This is a genomic window from Advenella mandrilli, assembly GCF_016595155.1.
Lineage (GTDB): Bacteria > Pseudomonadota > Gammaproteobacteria > Burkholderiales > Burkholderiaceae_B > Advenella > Advenella mandrilli.
Window position 1 is genome coordinate 24,294 of record NZ_JAENGP010000010.1, and the last position, 22,609, is coordinate 46,902.

Here is a 22,609-nt window from a genome sequence, read left to right on the forward strand (position 1 = left end):
TGGTTGGCACGCCATCGGACAGTGTAGAATTGCAGATGCAAAACCGGAACGAAGAAAAATTGATATTTATATAACCTACGGTTATAAGTGATTTTCAAGTCATGGCATAAACCGCATCACCCATGGCGGAATGTCTGTGATTTTTTACTATTTAAGACGGACATCAGGTAAAGTAGTGAACTTTATTGCCGATGGCGAACTCTATTTGCCCATGAGAAAAAATCATAAGGAGTGTCAATGAATTGGGGCCAAGAATTACAAGACAGCGCGCTTTGGATCTTGCAGGCTTTGCTTATATCATCAGTCATGTTGGGACTGGTTGGTTTTATTCTGGTTAAAACCACTAAATGGGCAGGGCAATTCTGGCTATTGGCCGGTGATTACTTCAATCCCAAAAACAGCCTGCGTCCCTTGCTGACATTTGGGGTAATCCTGTTTTTAAGCTTGTTTGGGGTGCGTATTAGCGTGTTGTTTTCAAACTGGTACAACACGATGTATACAGCGTTGCAAGAGCTTAATGAAGATGGATTCTGGATACAGATGGGCGTGTTTGCCATTCTGGCCGCGATTCATATTTCCCGGGCACTAATATCATATTATTTGCAACAGAGCTTTACCATTAAATGGCGTGAGTCCCTGAATGAATCCCTGCTCTCGCAATGGCTGGAAAAAAGCAGTTATTACCGCTCCCATTATCTTGAAACACCGGCCGATAACCCGGACCAGCGTATCCAGCAGGATGTGTCCAGTTTTGTGACAACGTCCTTATCCCTGATTCTGGGCCTAGTCAGTTCCCTGGTTTCTGCCGTTGCCTTTACGATAATTTTGTGGGGTTTGTCGGGCGATTTAACCGTTTTTGGATTCACCCTGTCAAAAGGGATGGTCTTCGCCCTGTTTATTTATATTCTGATTGCCACGGTCTTTGCGTTCAGGATCGGGCGTCCGCTGATTCGTCTTAGCTTCCTTGATGAACGTTTCAACGCGGATTACCGTTACTCGCTGGTTCGGGTACGAGAATATGCCGAAAGTATTGCCTTTTATGGCGGTGAAGAAATCGAAGGGCAAAAACTGCGTAATCGCTTTGCCCGGGTTATTGGTAACGTGTGGGCAATTGTTTTCCGTTCAGTCAAATTGCAGGGCTTCAACTTGCTGGTTTCACAAACTGCGGTTATTTTTCCTTTCATTATTCAGGCAAAAAGGTTTTTTTCCCAGCAAATCACGCTGGGTGCCATGATACAAACGGCTCAGGCATTTGGTACCTTGCATGATAATCTGTCATTTTTTCGTGATGCTTATGATACTTTTGCCGGTTATCGCGCGGTGTTAGACCGGCTAAGCGGTTTTGTACAAAATATCCGTGCGGCTGATAAATTACCGGTTCCCGATGTTAAGGCAGAGCAGGAAACGGTTGCATTGCGTGGTGTCAGTATTACAACCCCAGCGGGTAAGTGTCTGGTAAAAGACTTGTCTTTTGCGGTAGAGTCCGGGCATTCCCTGCTACTGCAAGGCCCTTCGGGGGCGGGTAAAACCACCATATTGCGAACAATAGCCGGTTTGTGGCCTTATTCGCAGGGGCAGGTGGTACGGCCTGATAATAATGTGTTATTCCTGTCGCAAAAACCGTATTTGCCTGAAGGTTCCCTGCTGGATGTTTTGTACTATCCTAACGAAGTACCTGAAGATGGGCATGAACATGCTAGCAAAGTATTGCAGGATGTGAATCTGGGTCACCTGATTGGTCGTATGGACGAGGTGGTGAGCTGGACCAATATCCTTTCTTTGGGTGAGCAACAAAGGATTGCGTTTGGCCGTTTGCTGCTGGCAAAGCCGGTTGCCGCGTTTATAGACGAAGCCACCTCTGCCATGGATGAAGGTCTTGAGGATGCCATGTACCGGCTGATTGCCCAGCGACTGCCTGAATTGCGCCTGATTAGCGTGGGGCATCGCAGCACCCTGTATTCGCATCATACGCATTTGCTGTATTTGCGTGGCGAAGGCATATGGGATTTCAAACCTTTGCCGCAAACTGGATGATGTCCAGGTGCGGCAAAGGCGGTTTTGTTGTTATGGTGCTAGATCTTGCGTTTAGACAAACCAGGAAAGGGCGCTTTTGTTAATGGCTGCGCCAATAATATATACAAAAATCAGGGTGGCAATGATGGTTGCCATTATTTTTTGGGCCGGTGTTTTTCCGCGCTTGATCGCAACAGTGCCAACCCCGATATAGGCAATCAGGGCCACTATTTTGGCCAGAATAAAGGGTTGGTTGGGGCCAATCATGGCTGCCAGGATAAAACCGCAGATCAGCAGGATGGAATCAATTACATGCGGGGCTATTTTTACAAAACCTATTTGCAGCAGGCGGGAGCCCGTAATTGACCAAAATGCGCGAATCAGGAAGAAAGTGATGCTCAGGTAGGCACAGGTCATGTGCAGGTGCTTGATGGGTAGATAATAATCAGCCATAATCTCGATTTTAAAAAGTCAAATACTGGAAATTGGGTATTTTAACTGATGGATATTGTTTTTGATTTTTTACCCTACGGTTTATCGGCTTAATGCGTTCTGATCGGCATTTTTCTGATATCCAGGTCTTTTTTATCCGGATGCGGCATGGATTTCGTTGTTAGCCCTGATGTATTGCTTCTACTTTTCTTTGTTGCCATGCTGGCGGGATTTGTTGACACCATTGCCGGCGGTGGCGGCCTGATTACCATTCCGGTGTTATTACTGGTTCAGGTTCCCCCCATCAATGCGCTGGCCACTAACAAGTTGCAAGGCAGTTTTGGTACCCTGACTTCCTCCTTAACCATGCTCAGAAAAAGAATCGTGCGTTTTGAGGAAGTCTGGAAACCGGCACTCATGGCTTTCGTGGGGGCGGCATTGGGTACTGTTCTTATCCAGCTCATTGATGTCTCGGTGCTGGATATCGTGATTCCCGTTGTGCTGGTCATGATTGGACTGTATTTTTTGTTTACGCCGTCTGCCGGTAAGGTAGAACGGGTTCCGCGCATGAGTGGCAAGACATTCAATTGTACCGTTGTACCGGTAATTGCATTTTATGATGGTATTTTTGGTCCGGGAACCGGCTCTTTCTTTTCCCTTGCCAATGTCGCGTTACGGGGCCAGCAAATTATCAAGGCAACGGCCAATGCCAAGGTATTCAACTTTGCCAGTAATGTCGCTTCGGTAGCGCTTTTTGTACTGGGTGGCAAAGTCTTGTGGCTGATCGGTGGTATTATGATTGTTGGGCAAATAATGGGTGCTTATGCGGGTTCTTTAATGGTAATCAGCCATGGCAGCAAATTTATTCGCCCGCTTATTGTGTTGGTCTGTTTTGTGATGGTTACCCGTTACCTGCTTGAAAAATTCTAGGAAATGGCAGTGCTTACCGGGCGATTTTTTAAACGCACAGGCCAGTCATATAAGTATCATAAAGCCGTAATAGGATAGTATGGTTTTATAAGCATTAGTTGCATCATAAATTGAAATAACCAGGAAGTACTGTATTGGCTAATCGAACCACCACTAAAAATCCGGCAAACAGGCCTGTTCAGGCTAATAATTCCCTTACGGAAAGCACGCCTGACTTTGATCCCGATGTTCCAAGCCGTGAAAATATTCTTCAGGCGTTCCGGGATTCAACACCACCACTGACGGTGAATGCCTTAATCAGTGCATTCGGTCTATCCAGAGACGCCAGTGTCGTGGGCCTTGAAAGACGGATGGGGGCCATGCAAAGAGATGGCCAGCTTGAACAAACACCGGGCGGTTGGCAATTGTCCCGGCAGAAAAATTTTGTGATTGGCAAAGTCCAGGGGCACCGGGATGGATTCGGCTTTCTTATTCCCGAAGACGGTTCACAGGATTTGTTCCTGTCACCACGGGAAATGCTTAAGGTGTTGCATGGCGACCGGGTTCAGGTAAAACCCACTGGCGAATACAGAGGTAAGCCTGAAGGCACCATTGTAGAAGTGCTTGAGCGCGGCACGACACGACTGGTTGGACGTTTACTGCATGAGCAGGGGCTATATGTCGTGGTGCCCGAAGATCAGCGAATAAAACACGATATTATCGTACAAAGTGCAGACCTGGGTGAGGCCCGGCACGGGCAAGTGGTGACGGTTGAAATTATTCAGCAGCCAACCCGCCATACCCAGCCCTTGGGTAAAATTATAGAAGTACTGGGCGAAATAGATGACCCGGGCATGGAAATTGAAATTGCAGTGCGCAAATTTGATGTTCCGGTTGAGTTCTCCGATGCGACCCTTATACAGTCGGAAAGCCTGCCTGATGAAGTGCAGGCTGCGGATCTTAAAGGCCGTATAGATTTGCGCGATGTGGCATTTATCACAATTGACGGTGAGGATGCCCGTGACTTTGATGATGCCGTGTATGCCGAGGTTGTTAATATTGGCACTGAAAAACGCCGTAAAATGGCATGGCGCCTGTTGGTGGCCATTGCCGATGTTTCTCATTATGTTAAACCTGGCGATGCCATAGACCGGGATGCCATAGAGCGCGGTACCAGTGTGTACTTCCCGCGCCGGGTTATTCCCATGCTGCCTGAAAAACTGTCCAATGGTCTGTGCTCCCTGAATCCTGAGGTAGATCGTCTGGTTCTGGTGTGCGATATGGTGATTCCCATGACGGGGGTCAAGGCAGGAACGGTTACGGCCTATCAGTTTTACAATGCGGTCATTAACTCGCATGCGCGTACCACTTATACGCAAATCTGGAATGCGTTGCAGCAGCCAACCGGCCCGGCCGCTACCGAATTGGGTGATTTGCTGGCACCCGTCAAAGATTTGTATGCCCTTTTTGAAGCGTTTGAAAAAGAACGGGGACTGCGCGGTGCAATGGATTTCGACACCATTGAAACCCGTATTATGTGTAATGACATGGGCAAGATAGAGCAAATTGTTCCATTTATCAGGAATAATGCGCATAAATTAATTGAAGAGTGCATGTTGGCCGCTAACACATGTGCGGCCGACTTCATATTAAGAAACAAGCGGCAGGGGTTGTTTCGCATTCATGAAGGGCCAACCCCTGAAAAACTCGAAGCCTTGCGTGAGTTTTTGCGTACCTTGGGCTTGTCGCTAGGTGGCGGTGATGATCCTTCCGGCAAAGATTATGCTGCCTTGCTGGATGCCGGCCGCGCACGTCCCGATTTCCAGATTCTCCAGAGCATGTGCTTAAGATCCATGCAACAGGCTGTTTACAGTCCGGATAACGTCGGGCATTTTGGCTTGGCGTACGAACAGTATACGCATTTCACCTCACCCATTCGCCGTTACCCCGATCTTCTTACGCATAGGGTGATCAAGTCTATTCTTGCCCGCAGGCACTATACGCCTGAAGTGGCTGGTGTGCCTAAAGAGCAGGGTGAAACCCATAAAGAGCATGAGCATGCTGTCTGGGATAGTCTGGGTATGGTGCTTTCCGCCTACGAGCGGCGTGCTGACGATGCCTCGCGCGATGTGGAGGCCTGGCTTAAATGCTGGTATGTGCGTGAACATGTGGGTGAGATTTTTAGTGGCCGGGTAAGTGGTGTCGCGCCTTTTGGCTTGTTTGTGACACTCGAAACCCTGTTTGTTGAAGGTATGGTGCACGTTTCTGAATTGGGCACCGATTATTTCCAATACAATGAAGGTTTGCACGAGTTGCGCGGAGAACGGACAGGCATGCGTTATCGCCTTACCGATCAGGTTCAGGTGCAGGTAACACGGGTAGACCTGGAAGCCCGTCGAATTGAGTTTTCGCTGGTAAAAGGTACGACCTTTGAGTCATTGCGTAAAGACGCCCAACGCAGTGAGTCCGAGCCACGACAGTTAAAACGTCCGGCCAAACCCAAGCCCGAAGCACTGAAGGGTAAAACCGCACAACAACGGCGGGCCGAGCTGAAAAAGTCAGCCCAGGCCGAGGCCGGGCAAAAGAACAAAAAGCCAACAGGCAAGCGAAGGTAAATAAAAAGGTAATTAATTTATATGTCAAGCAGTCAAATTCTGGCAGGATTTCATGCGGTAATAGCCCGCATGCGTCATGCACCCGATTCAATCCGGGAAATTTATATCGAAGCATCACGCAAGGACAGGCGGATGCAAAGCCTGGTGGAACAGGCTGAAAAAAACAAGATTCGTATTCATCCGGTTCCTGTGCAGCGGCTTGATGGCCTGGCAAAAGGCGTGAAGCATCAAGGGGTGGTCGCCCTGGCAGATCACAAACAACTGGCCGTCAATATCGATGACGTACTGGATGTGATCGAAGGACCGGCCCATTTATTGATCCTTGATAGCGTAACCGATCCCCATAACCTGGGCGCTTGCTTGCGTACGGCTGATGCCGCAGGTGTTCATGCGGTTATTGCACCCAAAGACAAGGCGGTAGGTCTTAATGCCACGGTGCAGCGTGTGGCATGTGGCGCTGCCGATACGGTGCCTTACATTATGGTTACTAACCTGGCTCGTGTCATGCGTCAGCTTAAAGAGCGCGATGTCTGGTTAATTGGCACTGATGACGAAGCCAGTGGCACTTTTCATGATGTTGATGCCACTCGTTCGATTGCCTGGGTCATGGGAGCCGAAGGTGAAGGGATGCGACGCTTAACGCGTGAAACCTGTGATGAGCTGGTGCGGATTCCCATGCTGGGTTCGGTTGAAAGTCTTAACGTAAGTGTGGCTAGCGCGGTTTGTTTGTTCGAAACGGTTCGTCAGCGCCAGGTAAAATAAGTAAAAATTCATCCTTTAACAGTTATCTCATGTCAAAAATAGAACATAGCGGGTTTACCACTTCCATTCTTCATGCCGACCGTCGTAAAGCGGTAGAGCATGGTGCCATTCACAAGCCATTGCATACATCAACCGAGTACGCCTTTGCCGACTCCCGGGAGCTGGCTGCCGTGTTTCAAGGTAAATCGGGCTACACCTATGCCCGTCAGGGAACGCCGACAACCGCAGCGCTTGAAGATAAAATCACCCTGATGGAAGCAGGGGCGGGCACGGTTACATTTGCCACAGGGATGGCCGCCTTGTCTTCCATTTTCATGACATTGTTAAAACAGGGCGATCATCTGGTTTCCAGCCAGTTTGTTTTTGGTAATACCAACAGCTTGCTGGGTACGCTTGACCGTCTTGGGGTAACGATCACCTTTGTTGATCCTACCGATGCGCAACAGGTCAAAGACGCTATTCGTCCTGAAACCAAAATGGTATTTACCGAAACCATTGCCAACCCGGGTACGCAAATTGCCGATTTAGCGGCTATTGGTGATATTTGTGAGGCGCATAATCTGGTGTATGTGATTGATAACACCTTAACCTCACCGTGGTTGCTTCAAGGCAAAAGTGTTAAGGCTTCCCTGGTCATGAACTCATTGTCCAAGCATATTTGCGGTCATGGCAATGCGCTGGGTGGGGCGGTTACCAATACCGGCTTATATGATTGGTCTGCCTTTTCCAATATCTATGATAATTACAAAACAGGTCCCGCCCATTCCTGGGGGCTAACCCAAATCAAGAAAAAAGGCTTGCGTGACATGGGGGCAACGCTTTCTTCCGATGCCGCTCATCGTATTGCCGTTGGTGCCGAAACGCTTGCTTTAAGACTAAAGCAGTCTTGTTCAAACGCGCTGGCACTGGCCCGCTTTCTTGAAACCCATCCCGGGATTGCCAGTGTGCGTTATCCCGGTTTAAGCCAGCATCCACAGCATGAACGTGCCGCCAGCCTGTTTGGCAACCGTTTTGGGGCTTTGCTGGGCGTAGAATTGGTTGATGGCATAGATTGCTTTGAATTTTTGAATAAACTGAAGGTAGTGGTGCTGGCCACGCATTTGGGTGATGCCAGGACCCTGGCCTTGCCAGTAGCCCATACCATTTATTATGAGATGGGGGCTGCCCGAAGGGCGGAAATGGGTATTGGCGATAATTTGCTACGCGTATCTGTGGGCATTGAAGATGAAGAAGACCTGATCAATGACTTTAGTCAGGCGCTTGAACAGTGCATGAATGTTGCTTAAGAACAGGCAGGGCAGGGTTTGAACCTGCCTTGTACTGGTGTATAAAAAATAATACAGATTAATTACTTTCTATTGATAATAGCCGCAAGACTAGTAAATATGCGGGGTTCGCGGTGTTTTTTTCTTGACAGCCAATAAGATTAAAGGGAAGATACGCGTGATGATTTACATTAGAGTTAATTTATAAAAGGGGTTTTCCTGAATGAATAAGACAGAGTTGGTTGAATACATTGCATCTAAAGCCGATATTTCCAAAGCAGCCGCTGGCCGTTCTCTGGATGCAATGATCGCTGCAGTGAAAGCAACACTGAAAAAAGGCGAGACGGTAACCTTGGTTGGTTTTGGTACATTTGCCGTTTCTACGCGTGCTGCCCGTACTGGTCGCAACCCACGTACAGGCGAAGCCATTAAAATCAAAAAAGCCAAAGTACCTAAATTCCGTCCAGGTAAAGCACTTAAAGACGCTGTAAACTAAACTACCGACTGGGTTTATTAAGAAAATAATCATTTTTTTATTATTTATAAGTGATTTTTTCTAAAATATAAATAAACCTCGCCAGGCAAAAGAGCCCCAAGAACCAGATCTTCTTTCTGATTTTTGGGGTTTTTCTATGGTAGACTGCATTTAATTAATTAATGTAATGGATATAAGCCAGTATGCTGATTGACAGATTTAATCGAAAAATAGAATATTTACGTATCTCGTTGATTGATAAATGCGATTTGCGTTGTTCTTACTGTATTCCCAAAGGATTCAAAGAATTTGAACGTCCAGTGAATTGGCTGTCTTTTGATGAGATAGAGCGCGTGGTTGCCGCTTTTGCCCGCATGGGTACCCGCCGTTTCAGGTTAACCGGTGGAGAGCCACTGTTACGTAAAGACCTTCCAGAGTTGGTTGGCCGCCTGTCAGCGTTGGAAGGGGTTGAAGACCTGTCCATGTCCACCAATGGCACGCAATTGCAAAAGTATGCGCAACCTTTGCGTGATGCTGGTTTGCACCGTTTGAATGTCAGTCTTGACTCCTTGCGCCGTGAATGTGTCGAGGAAATTTCCGGTAGCGACAGTTTGTCAAAAGTAATGGCAGGACTGGAGGCAGCCAGGCAGGCCGGCTTTACAAGAATTAAAATTAATATGGTCCCGCTGGCGGGTATTAACATTTCTGATATTGAAGATATGATTCAGTACTGTATTCAGAATCAGTTTGTATTGCGCTTGATTGAAGTCATGCCCATGGGGGTAACCGGGCAAAAACAGGTGCCGGTTAATTTGCAGGATATTATTGAACAGGTCAAAGACAAGTTTCGCTTGCAAGCGTCTAACAAGGTGTGGGGCGGGGGGCCAGCCCGTTACTGGGAAACGGCCAACAGTGATTTTACGCTTGGCTTTATAACGCCCAAATCCCAACATTTCTGTGAAACCTGCAATCGGGTCCGGTTGGCGGTTGACGGGCATTTGTACTTGTGTTTAGGACAAGAAGACAAGCTTAACCTGCTGCCTTATTTACGTGATAACTGTACGGATGCCGAGCTTGAACAGGCCATTCGCGAAGCGATAGAGCTGAAACCCGAACGGCATGAATTCAATACCCAGCCAGAGAAAATCATTCGTATTATGTCGATGACGGGTGGTTAAGCGTTTTTAATATAAAAAGCGGCCTGTTGGCCGCTTTTTATATAGGGTAAACACGCTTATTTCGGACGTACCGATTTGCATACATCGGGGTTGGTTTCCACCAGCGGGCCGCCAACGGCATCCACGCAAATGGGTACTGATGCAAAAATGCCATGAATGACTTGTTTGCCTTGTTCATCTTTTACGCCACCCAAGGTTTCTGCGATGGCATTGGGACGACCAGGCAAGTTTAGAATCAGGCTATTACCGCGGATGACACCCACTTGGCGAGATAAAATGGCGGTAGGAATAAAGTGCAGGCTGATTTGCCGCATTTGTTCGCCAAATCCGGGTATGACGCGATCAGCAACCGCCAGGGTGGCTTCGGGCGTAACATCACGCAAATAAGGCCCAGTCCCACCTGTTGTTAAAATCAATGGGCATTTTTGATTGTCAGAAAGTTCAATCAGGGTTTGTTCAATCAGGGGTTGTTCATCGGGAATTAAATGTTCAACAAACTCTAGCGGGTTGAGTACCGCTGAACTTAACCAGGTTTTTAATGCAGGCAAGCCCTGATCCTGATAGGTTTTATTGAATGCCCTGTCGCTGATAGAGACAATGCCAATGCGTAGTGTTTCCATAATGATTCCTTTGGGAACATAAAATTTTACTAAAATGAATTGTATTCTATATGATTAAATTTATCTCATTTACCCTGTTTTGACCGTATTAAGGATATAAAACGTGCCAGATCAACAATTAACGCATTTTGACAGCCAGGGCCAGGCCCATATGGTTGATATTTCTGAAAAAAAGGAAACCAAACGGGTTGCCCGCGCCAGCGGGAAAATAAGTATGAATGAAGTGGCTTACCGTTTGCTTGTTTCCGGACAAAGCAAAAAAGGTGATGTGCTGGGTATTGCCCGTATTGCTGCGATCCAGGGCGCCAAGCACACCAGCTTGCTGATTCCGCTGTGCCATCCTTTAAGCCTGACGCATGTGGGTATTGAATTTAAGCTGGATGCAGCAGGGCAATCGGTTGAAGTGGTGGCCACGACTGAAACCACAGGGAAAACCGGTGTGGAAATGGAGGCCCTGACGGCAGTTTCCACCGGGCTGCTAACCATCTACGATATGTTGAAAGCGGTAGATAAAGGCATGCAGATGGGGCATATTCATTTACTTGAGAAAAAAGGCGGCAAATCAGGTGATTGGCAGGCTGTTTAAGAGTGTTATACTTTTTTTGTTTTTGAAGTCATCAAGCGCCGGTCAAGTAAAAGGAATAAGGATATGTTCAAACGGATATTGCTGCTGTTGGCATGCGTGGGTGTGGGTAATGCTTCGGCGGCCACCATTACGGTTTCTGCTGCAGCCAGCCTGAAAGAGGTGTTTCAGGAAATCGGCCAGAAATTTGAGCAGGCGCATCAAGGGCACAAGATTGATTTCAATTTTGGCGGTTCAGGAAGCCTGCTTCAGCAAATCCGTCATGGTGCGCCGGTAGACGTTTTTGCCAGTGCCGACCTTGCCAATATGCAGGCTGCCAATGAGGGCGGGTTTTTGCAAAATAACCGGCAAACCAATTTTGTAAAAAACGAACTGGTGTTCATTGTGCCTGCCGCCAGCAAGCTAAAACTGGAAACCCTGAATGATCTGCAAAGCGATGAGGTAAAGCGTATTGCCATTGGCAATCCATCCAGTGTGCCAGCCGGTCGCTATACCGAAACGGCTCTTAAAAAGGCCGGTCTTGATAATGCACTTAAAGAGAAAACGGTGTTTACGCAAAATGTTCGTCAGGCACTTGAGTACGTGGCCAATGCAAACGTTGAAGCCGGTTTTGTTTATGGCACTGATGCCAAAATCCTGGCCGATAAGGTTAAGGTCGTTTTCAATGTAGACCTTGATAAACCGGTTATTTATCCGATTGCTGTCATCAAAGACAGTAAAGAGCCGGCGCTTGCCCAGCAGTTTGTTAATTATGTGTTGTCAGAAGAAAGCCGGGTTGTTTTTGATAAATACGGTTTTGCCCGACCTTAATCGTCAGGAAAACAGGCAATGCAGTCGGTAATGGTACCTTTGTTCCTATCTCTTAAAGTGGCTATTTGGGCCACTTTGATTAATCTTGTCCTGGGCATCGCTTTTGGGTGGTACCTGTCTCAAAAGCGCAGTTTTTTCAGGCAAGTGCTTGATGTGCTGGCCACCTTGCCAATGGTGTTGCCGCCAACCGTATTGGGTTATTATTTGCTGGTTCTGTTTGGCAATCAAACCGGTTTAAGCCAGTGGCTTGAAACTAATTTTGGTTTTGGGCTTATTTTTTCCCTTAACGGTGCGATTGTTGCTGCGGTTATTGTTACTTTTCCGCTGGTTTTTAAACCGGCCCGTGCCGCTTTCGAGTCGGTAGATGAGCAGTTGCAGCAGGTGGGTTGGGTGTTGGGCGTATCAAAGACAGCGGTATTTTTTCGGGTCTTTTTGCCTTTGGCCTGGCGTGGAATTATGGCAGGCGTTTTGCTGGGCTTTGTTCGGGCCTTGGGTGAGTTTGGGGCGACCTTAATGGTGGCTGGCAGTATTCCGGGTAAAACCCAAACGCTTTCAATTGCCATTTATGATGCGGTCCAGGCAGGCCAGGATAGCGAAGTCAACCAGTTGGTTTTGCTAATATCAGTGGTTTGTATTGTGGTTTTGGTGTTGGCTTATTATTTTTCTCCAAAGCGTGCCTGACATGATTTTTGATATAAACATCCAGAAAAAGCTGGTTTCCGCTTCTAGAACGTTCATGCTGGATACGCAGGTATGCAGTCATCAGGATCAAGTGATTTTATTTGGTCCTTCGGGGGTGGGCAAATCCCTGACCATAAAATGCATAGCGGGCTTGTTAACGCCTGACAGCGGCGGCATAAAAATTAAAAACAGGGTGCTGTTTGACAAAGAAAAAAATATAAATATAGTGCCGCAGGAGCGCCATGTAGGGTATATTCTACAAAACTACGCTTTGTTTCCGCACTTGACCATAGAACAAAATGTAGGTTTCGGGTTAAACCGTAAAGGCTTGTTTAATACGGTGTCACGGGATAATCGTGAAAATATCTACCACTGGCTGGACAGGTTTCAAATAACCGATCTGGCCAGGCAGTATCCCGGCCAGTTGTCTGGTGGCCAGCAGCAACGTGTTGCCTTGGCCCGGGCCTTGATTATCGAACCAGAAATTTTGTTGCTTGATGAACCGTTTGCCGCCCTTGATAAAAAACTTCGCATACATATGCGTGAAGAAGTCAAAGAATTGCAGGAAGAATTAAAAATCCCCTTAATGCTTATTACTCATGACGAGGAAGATATAAAAGCGTTTTCGGCAGATTTGATTGAATTCACATCTTTAAAGCAAGTTCCCAAAGAGAGTTTTTAAAAACAATTTCCAAAAGAATCAAGACCAAAGTGTTTGCCTGGATTGTCAGGTGCTTCTTGTTTAAGCGTATTTAAAAAGAGCCTGTTGGCAGGCTTTCTTGTATTGTTAATGTAAATGGAACGAGTGCCTGGATATAATAAATATGTCATTTTGATGGATGTAAGTATTTATTTGTAAATTTTTTAAAGTGATAATTTTTTTAAATGAAATTTTACTTATAATAGCCCCTATTGATCATAGGGTCTTAAATATATACACGATAGGAGCATCATCGCAATGAAGATGACCAGACGACAGTTTTTTAAAGTTACGGCAAGCGGTGTTGGTGCAACAAGCCTGGCTGTCATGGGCGCGGCGCCAACCAATGCGTGGGCTGAAGTTCGCCAGTACAAATTGTTAAGAGCGGTTGAAACACGCAATAACTGTACTTATTGTTCGGTGGGCTGTGGAACCTTGTTATACAGCCTGGGCGATGGCGCAAAAAACGTAACCAAAAAAATATATCACATTGAAGGCGACCCGGATCATCCGGTCAGCAGGGGGAGCCTATGCCCGAAAGGAGCCGGCCTGATTGATTACATCAACAGCCCCAAGCGCTTGCACTACCCTGAAGTGCGTGAAGCCGGCACCAATGAGTGGAAGCGAATCTCCTGGAATGACGCTTTCGATCGTATCGCCCGCCTGATTAAAGACGAGCGCGATAAGCATCTGATTGTGAAAAACGACAAAGGCGTTACGGTTAACCGTCTTGAAGCGGTTGGCATGGCCTGTACATCCGCCGGCTCCAGTGAAGCCGGCATCCTGACCCAAAAATTCATTCGTTCTTTGGGTATCGTGGCGGCAGACTCGCAGGCGCGTGTTTGCCATGCGCCCACTGTGTCGGCACTGGCTTCTACATTTGGCCGTGGAGCAATGACCAATACGTTCTGTGATATGCAGAATGCCGATTTTATTCTGGTTATGGGTGGCAACCCGGCAGAAGCGCACCCGGTTGGTTTCAAATGGGTCATTGAAGCGAAGAAGAAAAAAGGGACCAAGTTAATCGTTTGTGATCCGCGTTTTAACCGAACCGCTGCGGTGGCCGACCACTACTTACCGATTCGTTCAGGCAGTGACATTGCCTTTTTGGGGGCGGTCATTCATTGGCTAATTGAAAACGATAAGATCCAGTGGGAATATGTAAAAGCCTATACCAACGCCAGTTTCATTGTTGATGAAAAGTATGGCTTTCATGAAGGCCTGTTTTCCGGTCATCCCGATTATGTCGAAACAAGCGATGTTACAGTTGCTGTTGATCCGTTAGCGGATACGCATGAGCCCAAAAACGCCAGTTACGATACGAGTTCATGGACTTATGAGCTGGACGAAAACGGTTATGCCAAGGTTGATCCAACGCTAAGCCATCCGCGTTGTGTATGGAATTTAATGAAAGCGCATTATTCCCGTTACACGCCCGAGATGATGACCAAAATCACCGGTACACCGATTGAAGATTTCCTGCTGGTTTGCCAGGCGTTGGGTGAAACCAGTGCTCCCGACAAGACAGGGACGATTCTTTATGCCCTGGGTTGGACGCAGCATACATATGGGACCCAGAATATCCGTACCATGGCCATGATCCAGCTCATGCTGGGTAATATTGGCATGGCGGGCGGGGGGGTCAATGCCTTGCGCGGTCACTCCAACATTCAGGGACTGTCTGATTTAGGCGTGCTGTCTACCAGCTTGCCGGGCTACCTGGTGTTGCCAAATGAAAACCAGCACCCTACCTTTGACGATTACCTGCAAAGGCAAACCCCGCAATCTTTCCGTCCTGGTCAACTGAACTACTGGAGTAATACGCCCAAGTTCATGGTTAGCTTGCTTAAATGGTTCTTTGGTGAAAACGCCACCAAAGAAAATGACTGGGGTTATGAGTGGTTGCCCAAATGGGACAAGATGTACGATAGCCTGCAAATGACCGAGATGATTTATCAGGGTCAAATGCAGGGACTGCTGGTGCAGGGCTTTAATATTACCAGTTCATTCCCTGATTCAAAACGGGTGGCCGAAGCCTTTTCAAAATTGAAATTCCTGGTAGTAATGGACCCGTTGAATACCGAAACGGCCACTTTTTGGGAAAATCATGGTGAGCATAACGACGTTGATCCTGCCAGCATCCAGACAACGGTGTTCCGTTTGCCAACGCCCTGTTTTGCTGAAGAAGAGGGTTCCATCGTTAACTCGTCACGCTGGTTGCAATGGCACTGGGCCGGGGCGCATCCTCCAGGCGATGCTAAACCGGATCTGGAAATTCTGGCTGAAATTCATCAGCGTCTTAAAAAGCTTTACCTGGAAGAGGGCGGTACTGTGCCCGAGCCAATTGTTAACCTAGATTGGCAATATAAGAATCCCCTCAGCCCCTTGCCGCATGAAATGGCCCAGGAATCTAATGGCCGTGCCCTGGAAGATATTAAAGATGAGATGGGTAATATCATCATACCCAAAGGCCAGCTGCTGGATGGTTTTCATCAATTGCGTGATGACGGAAGTACGTCTTGTGCCTGTTGGATATTTTCAGGTAGCTGGACTAAAAACGGCAACCAGATGGCCCGTCGCGACAACACCGATTCCGGTTTGGGCAATACGCCGGGATGGGCCTGGGCCTGGCCGGCCAACCGCCGCATTCTGTATAACCGTGCATCGTGCGACCCCAGTGGCAAGCCATGGGATAAAAACCGTACGCTGATCGAGTGGGATGGACGCAAATGGGTGGGGGCCGATATACCCGACTTCAAGGCGGATGAGGCACCCGGCACGGATATGAATCCGTTCATTATGAACGAAGAAGGTGTTGGCCGTTTATTCTGCACCAAAAAACTGGTGGACGGTCCTTTCCCCGAGTCTTATGAACCCATGGAAACGCCGCTGGGCACTAACCTGTTGCACCCCAGCGTGGTGCATTCTCCAGCCGTACGTATGTTTGACAGTGCCAGAAGCCGTTTTGGCAAGAAAGATAAGTACCCCTATGTGGGGACCACCTATCGCCTGACCGAGCACTTCCAGTTCTGGACCAAATCGGTCAAGCTGCTCATGATTGCCCAGCCAGAACAGTTCGTTGAAATTAGCGAAGAGCTGGCCAAAGAAAAAGGGATTGAAAAAGGTGATTGGGTGACAATTAGCACTATCCGGGGCTCTATCAAGGCCAGGGCCGTTGTTACAAAACGGATCCGGCCCTTGCAGGTTAATGGTGAAACCCTGCACCAGGTTGGGATTCCCTTGCATGGTGGCTGGGTTAATGTATCAGACAGAAAACAGTATTTAGTAAATACCTTGACGCCTTTTGTTGGTGACTGTAATGCACAGACACCCGAATACAAAACATTTTTAGTGAACGTGGAAAAGGCTTAAGGAGTTAAAATATGGCATTGCAATCTTTAGATATCCGTCGTCGTTCCGCGACAGCTGAAATGACGCCACCACCAAGTGTGCGTCAACCGGAAGAAGTGGCAAAATTAATTGACGTGACCACCTGTATTGGCTGTAAGGCCTGTCAGGTAGCCTGTTCCGAATGGAACGATTTGCGTGATGATATTGGCATTAATCACGGCGTTTATGACAACCCGATAGACTTGACGGCAGATAGCTGGACCGTCATGCGTTTTTCCGAAACCGAAGAAAATGGCAAGCTGGAGTGGCTGATCCGCAAGGATGGCTGTATGCACTGTACCGATCCTGGCTGCCTGAAAGCCTGCCCCTCACCTGGTGCCATTATTCAGTATGAAAACGGGATTGTTGACTTCCATCAGGAAAACTGTATTGGGTGTGGTTACTGTATCGCCGGTTGCCCATTCAATATTCCACGGATTTCCAAAAAGGATAACCGGGCTTATAAATGCAGTTTGTGTTCAGACCGTGTCGCGGTTGGGCAAGAACCGGCCTGTGTCAAAACCTGTCCTACCGGTGCCATCCAGTTTGGTACCAAAGATGACATGAAGCTGGTGGCTGAAAAAAGGATTGAAGACTTGCAAAACCGGGGCTATGAAAATGCCGGTTTGTATGATCCTGAAGGTGTGGGTGGTACCCATGTCATGTATGTTTTGCACCATGCTGATAAACCGCAGCTTTATAATGATCTGCCTAAAGATCCTGAAATTAGTACAGCCGTCAGTTTATGGAAAGGTATTCTTAAACCATTGGCTACGGTTGGTATTGCCGTAGCGGGTATCGTCGCCTGGCTGCACTATATTACAATCGGTCCAAACCGGACCGTTGAAGAAAAGCCTGAAATTATTGGCAAAGATGGTGACAAGCTTAAAGACGAGGGAGATGCATAATGAAAGAGAAACTGATTCAGCGCTATAACAAAGCCGAACGGGTCAATCACTGGATTGTGGCCGGCTGCTTTGTGTTGCTGGCGATTTCCGGCCTGGCTTTTTTCTATCCTGCCTTTTTCTGGCTGACGGGTGTGTTTGGCACGCCACAGCTGGCCCGTATTATTCACCCTTTTGTCGGGGTGGTTATGTTTGTTGGCTTTTTTATCCAGTTTTTCCGGTATTGGAAATTTAATTTCATGGAAGAGGGAGATGTCAAATGGCTGACATCGGTAGGGAAAATTCTTAAAGGCGAAGAAGTGGGTGATACCGGCAAATATAATGCCGGCCAGAAAATCATGTTCTGGCTAATGACAATTTGTATGTTGTCATTGCTGGTAACTGGATTTATTGCCTGGCGTCCTTATTTTGCCGACATGTTCCCGATTCCGGTCATCCGTATTGCCTTATTGCTGCATGCCGTGTCTGCCCTGGTGCTAATTGCAGGCATTATTGTGCACGTATACGCCGCCATCTGGATTAAAGGCACCATTCGTGCCATGGTGGAAGGCGTGGTTACCCAGGCATGGGCCAAGGCGCATCATCCTCGCTGGTATCGTGAAATCATGGCGAAAAAGAAAGCCAAGGATGAGGCGGCAGGGCGCTTATAACTAGCGTACTGTATTAACCGGTAAATGCCGAGGCTGACGTTTAAAGGTCAGGTTCAGGCGTTTGCCGTTGATGCCTGCTGGTACCCGGCAAGACTTACTTTCAAAAGCATAAAATGACTGCAAGCCCACTTAAAACCTTACCTGTCTGGCGCCTGAAACAGGGGCAGATAAACGAAACAGATGATTGCCTGAGCAATGAAGTGCCGGTAGCGCTTGTTTATAATGGCATTTCTCATGTGGTTTTAATGGCAACCCCACAGGATCTGCCAGAGCTGGCGCTTGGGTTCAGCCTTACCGAAGGGATTTTGTCTTCGGTTTCCCAGCTTTATGATGTAGAGGTAGAGCAAACCTCGACAGGCATGCTGGTTAATATGGACATTGCCTCAGAAGCATTTTTACAGCTGAAGGGACGGCGTCGTAATTTAAGCGGACGCACCGGATGCGGCTTATGTGGCATAGAAAGCCTGGATGCGGTTAAACCGGTTATCACACCGGTAACGGTAAGGCCAGCCATCTCTGCCGCACATATTTCAGCCGCGCTTGATGCGTTTGCCTCGTTGCAGCCATTGCGGGCCGAAACAGGGTCTGTGCATGGGGTGGCCTGGGTAAACAAGAACGGTCATATAAAGGCCCTGTTTGAAGATGTGGGGCGTCATAATGCCCTGGATAAAATGCTGGGGTTTGGTGCCCGGGCAGGCTGGAACTGGTCAGAGGGTTTTGTGCTGGTATCCAGTCGTGCCAGCTACGAAATGGTGGTCAAGTCTGCCGTGCTGGGGGTTGGATGCCTGGTTGCCGTTTCTGCGCCCACTGCGCTGGCGGTGCAATTGGCACAAGAAGCCAATATGACGCTAATAGGCTTTGCCAAGCCTCAGCAGCAGGTGATTTACACCGGTCATGAATATATTACTTTGGCAGATTAAAGGGTTTTACATGGATCACATTAAATTAAAATCAAAAGAAGAAATCGAAAAATCTTTTTTTCATATTCCATTTTGGATAGCACCGGACAAAAATCTGTTTTTGTCCCGCAGTGATCGTTTCAAAAAATTGGCCAAACTGGAAAAATCCGACTGGAAATTGTATTTGCAGCTTCTTTCTGAGTTGTCACGAGTCCAGCATGGCTTGCTGGCGGATGCCGATGCCGTGGTGCCAGAACTTAAACGCAATGATTCGGCTTCCTTGCTAAATGTTTACAGTACCGCGATCCCGTTCTGTTTTACCCCCATGTTGAATGCCTTGTATGAACGCAGCAAGAGCGAGCTTTCGGCTCATATGGAACAAACCTGGCAGCGCCTGCTGGCCATGCCGGTACCCGAGCAGGAAGCCTTGGCCTTGCGTATCCTGCAACAGGAAATCAAAGAGAATGATCAGGAATACAGCATTTGGGTGCATGCCGTACTGCAGGTTGTCTGGACTTACTGGGCGATGCAGCTGCAGGAAACTGATGTTCCTTCGCGTGACGAACGCGTGCAGTGCCCCTGCTGTGGCAGTGATGCGGTTGGCAGTGTGATTTTAAAAAGCGGTGAGCAGGAAAATCTGCGTTACCTGCATTGCAACTTATGCAACAGTCGCTGGAATGCCTTAAGGGCAAAATGCACATTCTGTGGCAACACCAAGGATATGACATTGCAATCGGTGGAAGGGGCAACAGAAGGTGCTTTACATGGTGCCAGTGGTGAAACCTGTGATGTTTGCCAGGGTTACCGTAAAATGTTCAGCCTAAGCAAAGAACAGCATGCCGATCCGGTAGCCGATGACCTGGGATCTTTAGCCCTGGATATGATGTTGGGTGAAAAAGGTTATTCCCGCGGTGGGGCGAATCCTTTTCTGGTGATGGAAAAAGAAGCGCGCCATTAATATGACCTGAAGCCAGTAAGCACGCTTCGGGTTACAGGCAGGCGCTTGCGATGCCAAACGGTCTTGCCACCACGGTTTATATTTTTTATTGCCCAATAACGGTTTGTGTTATTGGGCTTTTTATTGAAAATAAGCTGGGTTTAAAACGAGTGTGGCAAAGGATAAACATCAAGCCATTGGCCGTGTTCAACATTCGTGCGCCCGGGAATCTCGATTAATATATCTGCCTTGACACAACCCGAAAGCATATGCGAGTCCTGGCCTTTGACCGGCGCCGCCCAGATACCGGTTTCTGTCAGGGTAATCGCGCCACGCCAGAAGTCACGGCGACCTTGCTTATTGTTCGGGATTGAAAAATCTGCCTGGGCTTTCCAGGTTTTTGGTCGGGCTTTTTCAAGTGAAAGACCGGCCAGATATTTAATGGCGGGCAGTGTCATGAGCAAGGTCGTTGCATAGCTAGCAACCGGATTGCCAGGTAACAAAAACACCTTGCAGCGATGATTAATATTGCCCCAGGCAAAGGGCTTGCCGGGCTTGATGGCCAACTTCCAGTGTTCAAGGGTGCCCAGTTCGTCCAGCACCTGTTTGACATAGTCTTTGTCACCAACAGAAGCACCGCCAGAGCAGATGATGATGTCCGAGTTGCCTGAAGCCTGCTGCAAGGCCTGTTTGATGGTGTCGTAGTCATCAGGTAAAACACCGCCGTTGATCACATTCAGGTAGGCATAATGTTTAAGCCAGCTTAGCAGCATGGGGCGGTTTGAGTCATAAATCTTACCGGGGCTTAGCGCTTCGCTTAGGGCAAGCAGCTCATCGCCGGTAGAAAACAGGGTTAAGGTAAGGGGCTTGAAGCAGCTGATGCTGGCATAGCCCTGGCTGGCCAACAAGCCGATGGCCGCCGGAGAAATAACCGTCTGGGATGAAACCAGCACATCCCCTTTTTTTAATTCTTCACCCTGACGACGGATATTGGCGCCGGGTTTTAATGCTTGCTCTACCGACACACGACTATCGGTAACGGTGGTATTTTCTTGTGGAACAACACTATCGGTATTGGCGGGTATGCCTGCGCCAGTAAAAATACGTACGGCCTGTCCCGGTGCCAGGCTGATGGCGGTTACGTCATCGCCGGCAGCAATCACAGCAATAATTTCCCATTCGGTCCGGTCCAGGTCACACACCGCGTAGCCGTCCATGGCGCTGTTATCAAACATGGGCGCATCATAATTAACCGCCAACTCTTCGGCCAGAATATAGCCTTCAGCCTCTTCAAGGGGGCGGACTTCTGTTTGAGTGGTTGCCTGGGTGTTGGCAAGAAGCTCTTCAAGTGCTTCGTAATAATCACGCATTATGTTGAACCTTGTAATGAATCCCAGAGCTTGAGTGATTCTGGATTATTGAAATTGATAAAAAAATCTTCCTGCTCAATATTGACCAATGTATGGGTGTTGTCCAAAACAAAGGAGCGCAGGCGCAGTTTGTCCACGTTGTTATCAAGCCGCCGTTTCAGGTCGGGCAGCAGTGAACGCCTGAACTGTATAACACTGGGGTGCTGGTTGCTGCCACTGATTGCCATGGCAATATCGGTATTGGTTTGCAGCAGGGCGTTATGCAGACGCGCCGTCAGGTAGTCGGGCAAGAAAGGGGTGTCGCAGGGAACCACCTGGATAAATTCAATATTGTCAGGGAGCTGGATGCTGGCGCTGTAAATACCACCTAACGGGCCCATTTCAGCGTATTGGGGCAAGTCCTGTATAACCGGATGTCCATAAGAGGCATATTTATCCAGGTTCCGGTTTGCGCTAATCACAATGCAATCCAGTGTTTTTTGCAAAAGCGCCAGCGGATATTCCACCAGAGGTTTATGCTTGAACAAAACCATTCCCTTGTCCTGGTGGTTCATTCTGCTGCCCAGTCCACCGGCAAGAATGAGTCCGGCTGTATTTGATTTCATGCCTGCTTCCATCGCTGTGTGTGATCAAGATCAGATTTTTTCATGTCTACCCAACGGGCGTCTCCATTGGCAAAACATTCTTTTTTCCAGAAAGGCGCTTCGGTTTTCAGGTAATCCATAATAAATTCATTAGCCTGATAGGCGTCTTTGCGATGTTCGCAAGCGGTTAGGACCAGAACAATTCTTTCGCCGGTTTTGATGTTGCCAATGCGATGGATGACTTTTACATACTGTAAAGGCCATTTTTTTTGGGCAGCCAGAATGATTTTTTCTATTTCCTGTTCGGTTACCCCGGGAAAGTGCTCCAGGTACAAGTGGCTGAGCAATTGCTCATGGTCTTTGCCGCGAACCTTTCCGGTAAAACTGACCAGGGCGCCACAGTTTCTTGAAGACGCTTCGGCCAGTTTTTCTTCGGCTTCCAGGCTGAAGTCTGCGGTTTGAATACTGATGGCATGCACCATTTAGCCTCCGGTAACCGGTGGGAGCAAAGCAACTTCGGCATTTTCCGGTATGTAGGTGTTTTGGTGAACAATGCTTTTATTGATGGCAAGCTTGTACACGTTTTCGGGTGCCAGGGTTGTATGCCACAATTCGTTGCGGCTGCGTAACAACTGGATGAGGTCATCGCAGGTGCCACCCGTCCATTCAATCGTTTCTTCAGCAATGGCCAATTGTTCTTTTAGTTTTGCCATATAGATAATTTTTAACATATTTGGTAATGCCATAGTTATGGTATTGAATTAATCATTATAACCAAAGTTTGCGGATATGCCGCTTTCATCCCGTAGCGGCTTGTTAGTGAAAGGGGCC

Annotated in this window: 22 protein-coding genes; 16 read left to right on the forward strand and 6 right to left on the reverse strand. The window is 47.9% G+C overall.

The window, feature by feature from the left end; genetic code table 11:
- The first annotated feature begins 237 nt into the window (after nt 1–237).
- Nucleotides 238–2,034, forward strand: coding sequence for an ABC transporter ATP-binding protein/permease (locus JHL22_RS09465; protein WP_200236416.1), 1,797 nt, complete (start codon nt 238–240; stop codon nt 2,032–2,034).
- A gap of 51 nt (nt 2,035–2,085) precedes the next feature.
- Here JHL22_RS09465 and JHL22_RS09470 read toward each other — a convergent pair whose 3' ends face one another.
- Nucleotides 2,086–2,466, reverse strand: a complete 381-nt coding sequence (locus JHL22_RS09470; protein ID WP_200236418.1) for a SirB2 family protein — start codon at nt 2,464–2,466, stop codon at nt 2,086–2,088.
- A gap of 147 nt (nt 2,467–2,613) precedes the next feature.
- On the opposite strand from JHL22_RS09470, the gene JHL22_RS09475 reads away from it, so the two are divergent.
- The 6 genes from JHL22_RS09475 (at nt 2,614) to moaA (ending at nt 9,649) form a co-directional block, all read left to right on the forward strand.
- Nucleotides 2,614–3,375, forward strand: a complete 762-nt coding sequence (locus JHL22_RS09475) for a TSUP family transporter (protein WP_200236422.1) — start codon at nt 2,614–2,616, stop codon at nt 3,373–3,375.
- A 134-nt stretch (nt 3,376–3,509) separates the two neighbouring features.
- Complete coding sequence (gene rnr, locus JHL22_RS09480) at nt 3,510–5,969, forward strand: ribonuclease R (RefSeq protein WP_200236425.1); 2,460 nt, start codon at nt 3,510–3,512, stop codon at nt 5,967–5,969.
- A 21-nt stretch (nt 5,970–5,990) separates the two neighbouring features.
- A complete protein-coding gene (gene rlmB / locus JHL22_RS09485; RefSeq protein WP_200236428.1) occupies nt 5,991–6,731 on the forward strand; it encodes a 23S rRNA (guanosine(2251)-2'-O)-methyltransferase RlmB in 741 nt (246 codons plus the stop codon).
- A gap of 38 nt (nt 6,732–6,769) precedes the next feature.
- Nucleotides 6,770–8,017, forward strand: coding sequence for a cystathionine gamma-synthase family protein (locus JHL22_RS09490; RefSeq protein WP_200236780.1), 1,248 nt, complete (start codon nt 6,770–6,772; stop codon nt 8,015–8,017).
- Nucleotides 8,018–8,219: 202 nt separating this feature from the next.
- Nucleotides 8,220–8,492, forward strand: coding sequence for an HU family DNA-binding protein (locus JHL22_RS09495; RefSeq protein ID WP_169294981.1), 273 nt, complete (start codon nt 8,220–8,222; stop codon nt 8,490–8,492).
- A gap of 182 nt (nt 8,493–8,674) precedes the next feature.
- Entirely contained in the window at nt 8,675–9,649 is a 975-nt protein-coding gene (gene moaA, locus JHL22_RS09500; RefSeq protein ID WP_200236430.1) for a GTP 3',8-cyclase MoaA, read from the forward strand.
- Nucleotides 9,650–9,705: 56 nt separating this feature from the next.
- Here moaA and mog read toward each other — a convergent pair whose 3' ends face one another.
- On the reverse strand, nt 9,706–10,269 hold the full coding sequence (gene mog, locus JHL22_RS09505; RefSeq protein ID WP_200236432.1) for a molybdopterin adenylyltransferase: 564 nt from the start codon (nt 10,267–10,269) through the stop codon (nt 9,706–9,708).
- Between the two features lie 103 nt (nt 10,270–10,372).
- Between mog and moaC the strand changes: the two genes are divergently transcribed.
- The 9 genes from moaC (at nt 10,373) to fdhE (ending at nt 19,845) form a co-directional block, all read left to right on the forward strand.
- Complete coding sequence (gene moaC / locus JHL22_RS09510; protein ID WP_200236435.1) at nt 10,373–10,855, forward strand: cyclic pyranopterin monophosphate synthase MoaC; 483 nt, start codon at nt 10,373–10,375, stop codon at nt 10,853–10,855.
- Nucleotides 10,856–10,918: 63 nt separating this feature from the next.
- Nucleotides 10,919–11,662, forward strand: a complete 744-nt coding sequence (gene modA / locus JHL22_RS09515; protein ID WP_200236439.1) for a molybdate ABC transporter substrate-binding protein — start codon at nt 10,919–10,921, stop codon at nt 11,660–11,662.
- An 18-nt stretch (nt 11,663–11,680) separates the two neighbouring features.
- Nucleotides 11,681–12,343: a molybdate ABC transporter permease subunit gene (gene modB, locus JHL22_RS09520; RefSeq protein WP_200236441.1), complete on the forward strand. Its 663-nt coding sequence runs from the start codon at nt 11,681–11,683 to the stop codon at nt 12,341–12,343.
- 1 nt (nt 12,344) lies between these two features.
- Nucleotides 12,345–13,025 carry an ABC transporter ATP-binding protein gene (locus JHL22_RS09525; protein WP_200236444.1) on the forward strand — a complete coding sequence of 227 codons (681 nt, stop codon included), beginning with the start codon at nt 12,345–12,347 and terminating at the stop codon, nt 13,023–13,025.
- A 276-nt stretch (nt 13,026–13,301) separates the two neighbouring features.
- Nucleotides 13,302–16,415 carry a formate dehydrogenase-N subunit alpha gene (gene fdnG / locus JHL22_RS09530; protein ID WP_200236447.1) on the forward strand — a complete coding sequence of 1,038 codons (3,114 nt, stop codon included), beginning with the start codon at nt 13,302–13,304 and terminating at the stop codon, nt 16,413–16,415.
- A gap of 11 nt (nt 16,416–16,426) precedes the next feature.
- Nucleotides 16,427–17,341: a formate dehydrogenase subunit beta gene (gene fdxH, locus JHL22_RS09535; RefSeq protein WP_200236450.1), complete on the forward strand. Its 915-nt coding sequence runs from the start codon at nt 16,427–16,429 to the stop codon at nt 17,339–17,341.
- Nucleotides 17,341–17,988, forward strand: coding sequence for a formate dehydrogenase subunit gamma (locus JHL22_RS09540; RefSeq protein WP_200236453.1), 648 nt, complete (start codon nt 17,341–17,343; stop codon nt 17,986–17,988). The genes fdxH and JHL22_RS09540 overlap by 1 nt, the downstream gene beginning before the upstream one ends.
- A gap of 113 nt (nt 17,989–18,101) precedes the next feature.
- Entirely contained in the window at nt 18,102–18,908 is an 807-nt protein-coding gene (gene fdhD / locus JHL22_RS09545; protein WP_200236456.1) for a formate dehydrogenase accessory sulfurtransferase FdhD, read from the forward strand.
- A 10-nt stretch (nt 18,909–18,918) separates the two neighbouring features.
- A complete protein-coding gene (gene fdhE / locus JHL22_RS09550; protein ID WP_200236460.1) occupies nt 18,919–19,845 on the forward strand; it encodes a formate dehydrogenase accessory protein FdhE in 927 nt (308 codons plus the stop codon).
- Between the two features lie 140 nt (nt 19,846–19,985).
- Here fdhE and JHL22_RS09555 read toward each other — a convergent pair whose 3' ends face one another.
- The 4 genes from JHL22_RS09555 to JHL22_RS09570 are packed head-to-tail and all read right to left on the reverse strand — an operon-like array spanning nt 19,986 to nt 22,509.
- Nucleotides 19,986–21,194, reverse strand: a complete 1,209-nt coding sequence (locus JHL22_RS09555) for a molybdopterin molybdotransferase MoeA (protein ID WP_200236463.1) — start codon at nt 21,192–21,194, stop codon at nt 19,986–19,988.
- Entirely contained in the window at nt 21,194–21,799 is a 606-nt protein-coding gene (gene mobA, locus JHL22_RS09560; protein ID WP_200236465.1) for a molybdenum cofactor guanylyltransferase, read from the reverse strand. The genes JHL22_RS09555 and mobA overlap by 1 nt, the downstream gene beginning before the upstream one ends.
- Nucleotides 21,796–22,260 (reverse strand): molybdenum cofactor biosynthesis protein MoaE, encoded by a 465-nt coding sequence (locus JHL22_RS09565; RefSeq protein ID WP_234041224.1) that lies wholly within the window; start codon nt 22,258–22,260, stop codon nt 21,796–21,798. The genes mobA and JHL22_RS09565 overlap by 4 nt, the downstream gene beginning before the upstream one ends.
- Nucleotides 22,261–22,509, reverse strand: coding sequence for a MoaD/ThiS family protein (locus JHL22_RS09570; protein WP_200236467.1), 249 nt, complete (start codon nt 22,507–22,509; stop codon nt 22,261–22,263).
- Nucleotides 22,510–22,609: the final 100 nt, after the last annotated feature.

Excerpts from the sequence above, each read along its gene's own strand:
- JHL22_RS09565 (WP_234041224.1), bottom strand. The coding sequence starts at position 22,260 with ATGGTGCATGCCATCAGTATTCAAACCGCAGACTTCAGCCTGGAAGCC.
- JHL22_RS09570 (WP_200236467.1), bottom strand. The coding sequence starts at position 22,509 with ATGTTAAAAATTATCTATATGGCAAAACTAAAAGAACAATTGGCCATT.
- fdnG (WP_200236447.1), top strand. The coding sequence starts at position 13,302 with ATGAAGATGACCAGACGACAGTTTTTTAAAGTTACGGCAAGCGGTGTT.
- mog (WP_200236432.1), bottom strand. The coding sequence starts at position 10,269 with ATGGAAACACTACGCATTGGCATTGTCTCTATCAGCGACAGGGCATTC.
- JHL22_RS09495 (WP_169294981.1), top strand. The coding sequence starts at position 8,220 with ATGAATAAGACAGAGTTGGTTGAATACATTGCATCTAAAGCCGATATT.
- fdhD (WP_200236456.1), top strand. The coding sequence starts at position 18,102 with ATGACTGCAAGCCCACTTAAAACCTTACCTGTCTGGCGCCTGAAACAG.
- moaA (WP_200236430.1), top strand. The coding sequence starts at position 8,675 with ATGCTGATTGACAGATTTAATCGAAAAATAGAATATTTACGTATCTCG.
- mobA (WP_200236465.1), bottom strand. The coding sequence starts at position 21,799 with ATGAAATCAAATACAGCCGGACTCATTCTTGCCGGTGGACTGGGCAGC.
- rlmB (WP_200236428.1), top strand. The coding sequence starts at position 5,991 with ATGTCAAGCAGTCAAATTCTGGCAGGATTTCATGCGGTAATAGCCCGC.
- JHL22_RS09470 (WP_200236418.1), bottom strand. The coding sequence starts at position 2,466 with ATGGCTGATTATTATCTACCCATCAAGCACCTGCACATGACCTGTGCC.
- fdxH (WP_200236450.1), top strand. The coding sequence starts at position 16,427 with ATGGCATTGCAATCTTTAGATATCCGTCGTCGTTCCGCGACAGCTGAA.
- modA (WP_200236439.1), top strand. The coding sequence starts at position 10,919 with ATGTTCAAACGGATATTGCTGCTGTTGGCATGCGTGGGTGTGGGTAAT.
- JHL22_RS09475 (WP_200236422.1), top strand. The coding sequence starts at position 2,614 with ATGGATTTCGTTGTTAGCCCTGATGTATTGCTTCTACTTTTCTTTGTT.
- fdhE (WP_200236460.1), top strand. The coding sequence starts at position 18,919 with ATGGATCACATTAAATTAAAATCAAAAGAAGAAATCGAAAAATCTTTT.
- modB (WP_200236441.1), top strand. The coding sequence starts at position 11,681 with ATGCAGTCGGTAATGGTACCTTTGTTCCTATCTCTTAAAGTGGCTATT.
- JHL22_RS09525 (WP_200236444.1), top strand. The coding sequence starts at position 12,345 with ATGATTTTTGATATAAACATCCAGAAAAAGCTGGTTTCCGCTTCTAGA.
- JHL22_RS09465 (WP_200236416.1), top strand. The coding sequence starts at position 238 with ATGAATTGGGGCCAAGAATTACAAGACAGCGCGCTTTGGATCTTGCAG.
- JHL22_RS09540 (WP_200236453.1), top strand. The coding sequence starts at position 17,341 with ATGAAAGAGAAACTGATTCAGCGCTATAACAAAGCCGAACGGGTCAAT.
- JHL22_RS09555 (WP_200236463.1), bottom strand. The coding sequence starts at position 21,194 with ATGCGTGATTATTACGAAGCACTTGAAGAGCTTCTTGCCAACACCCAG.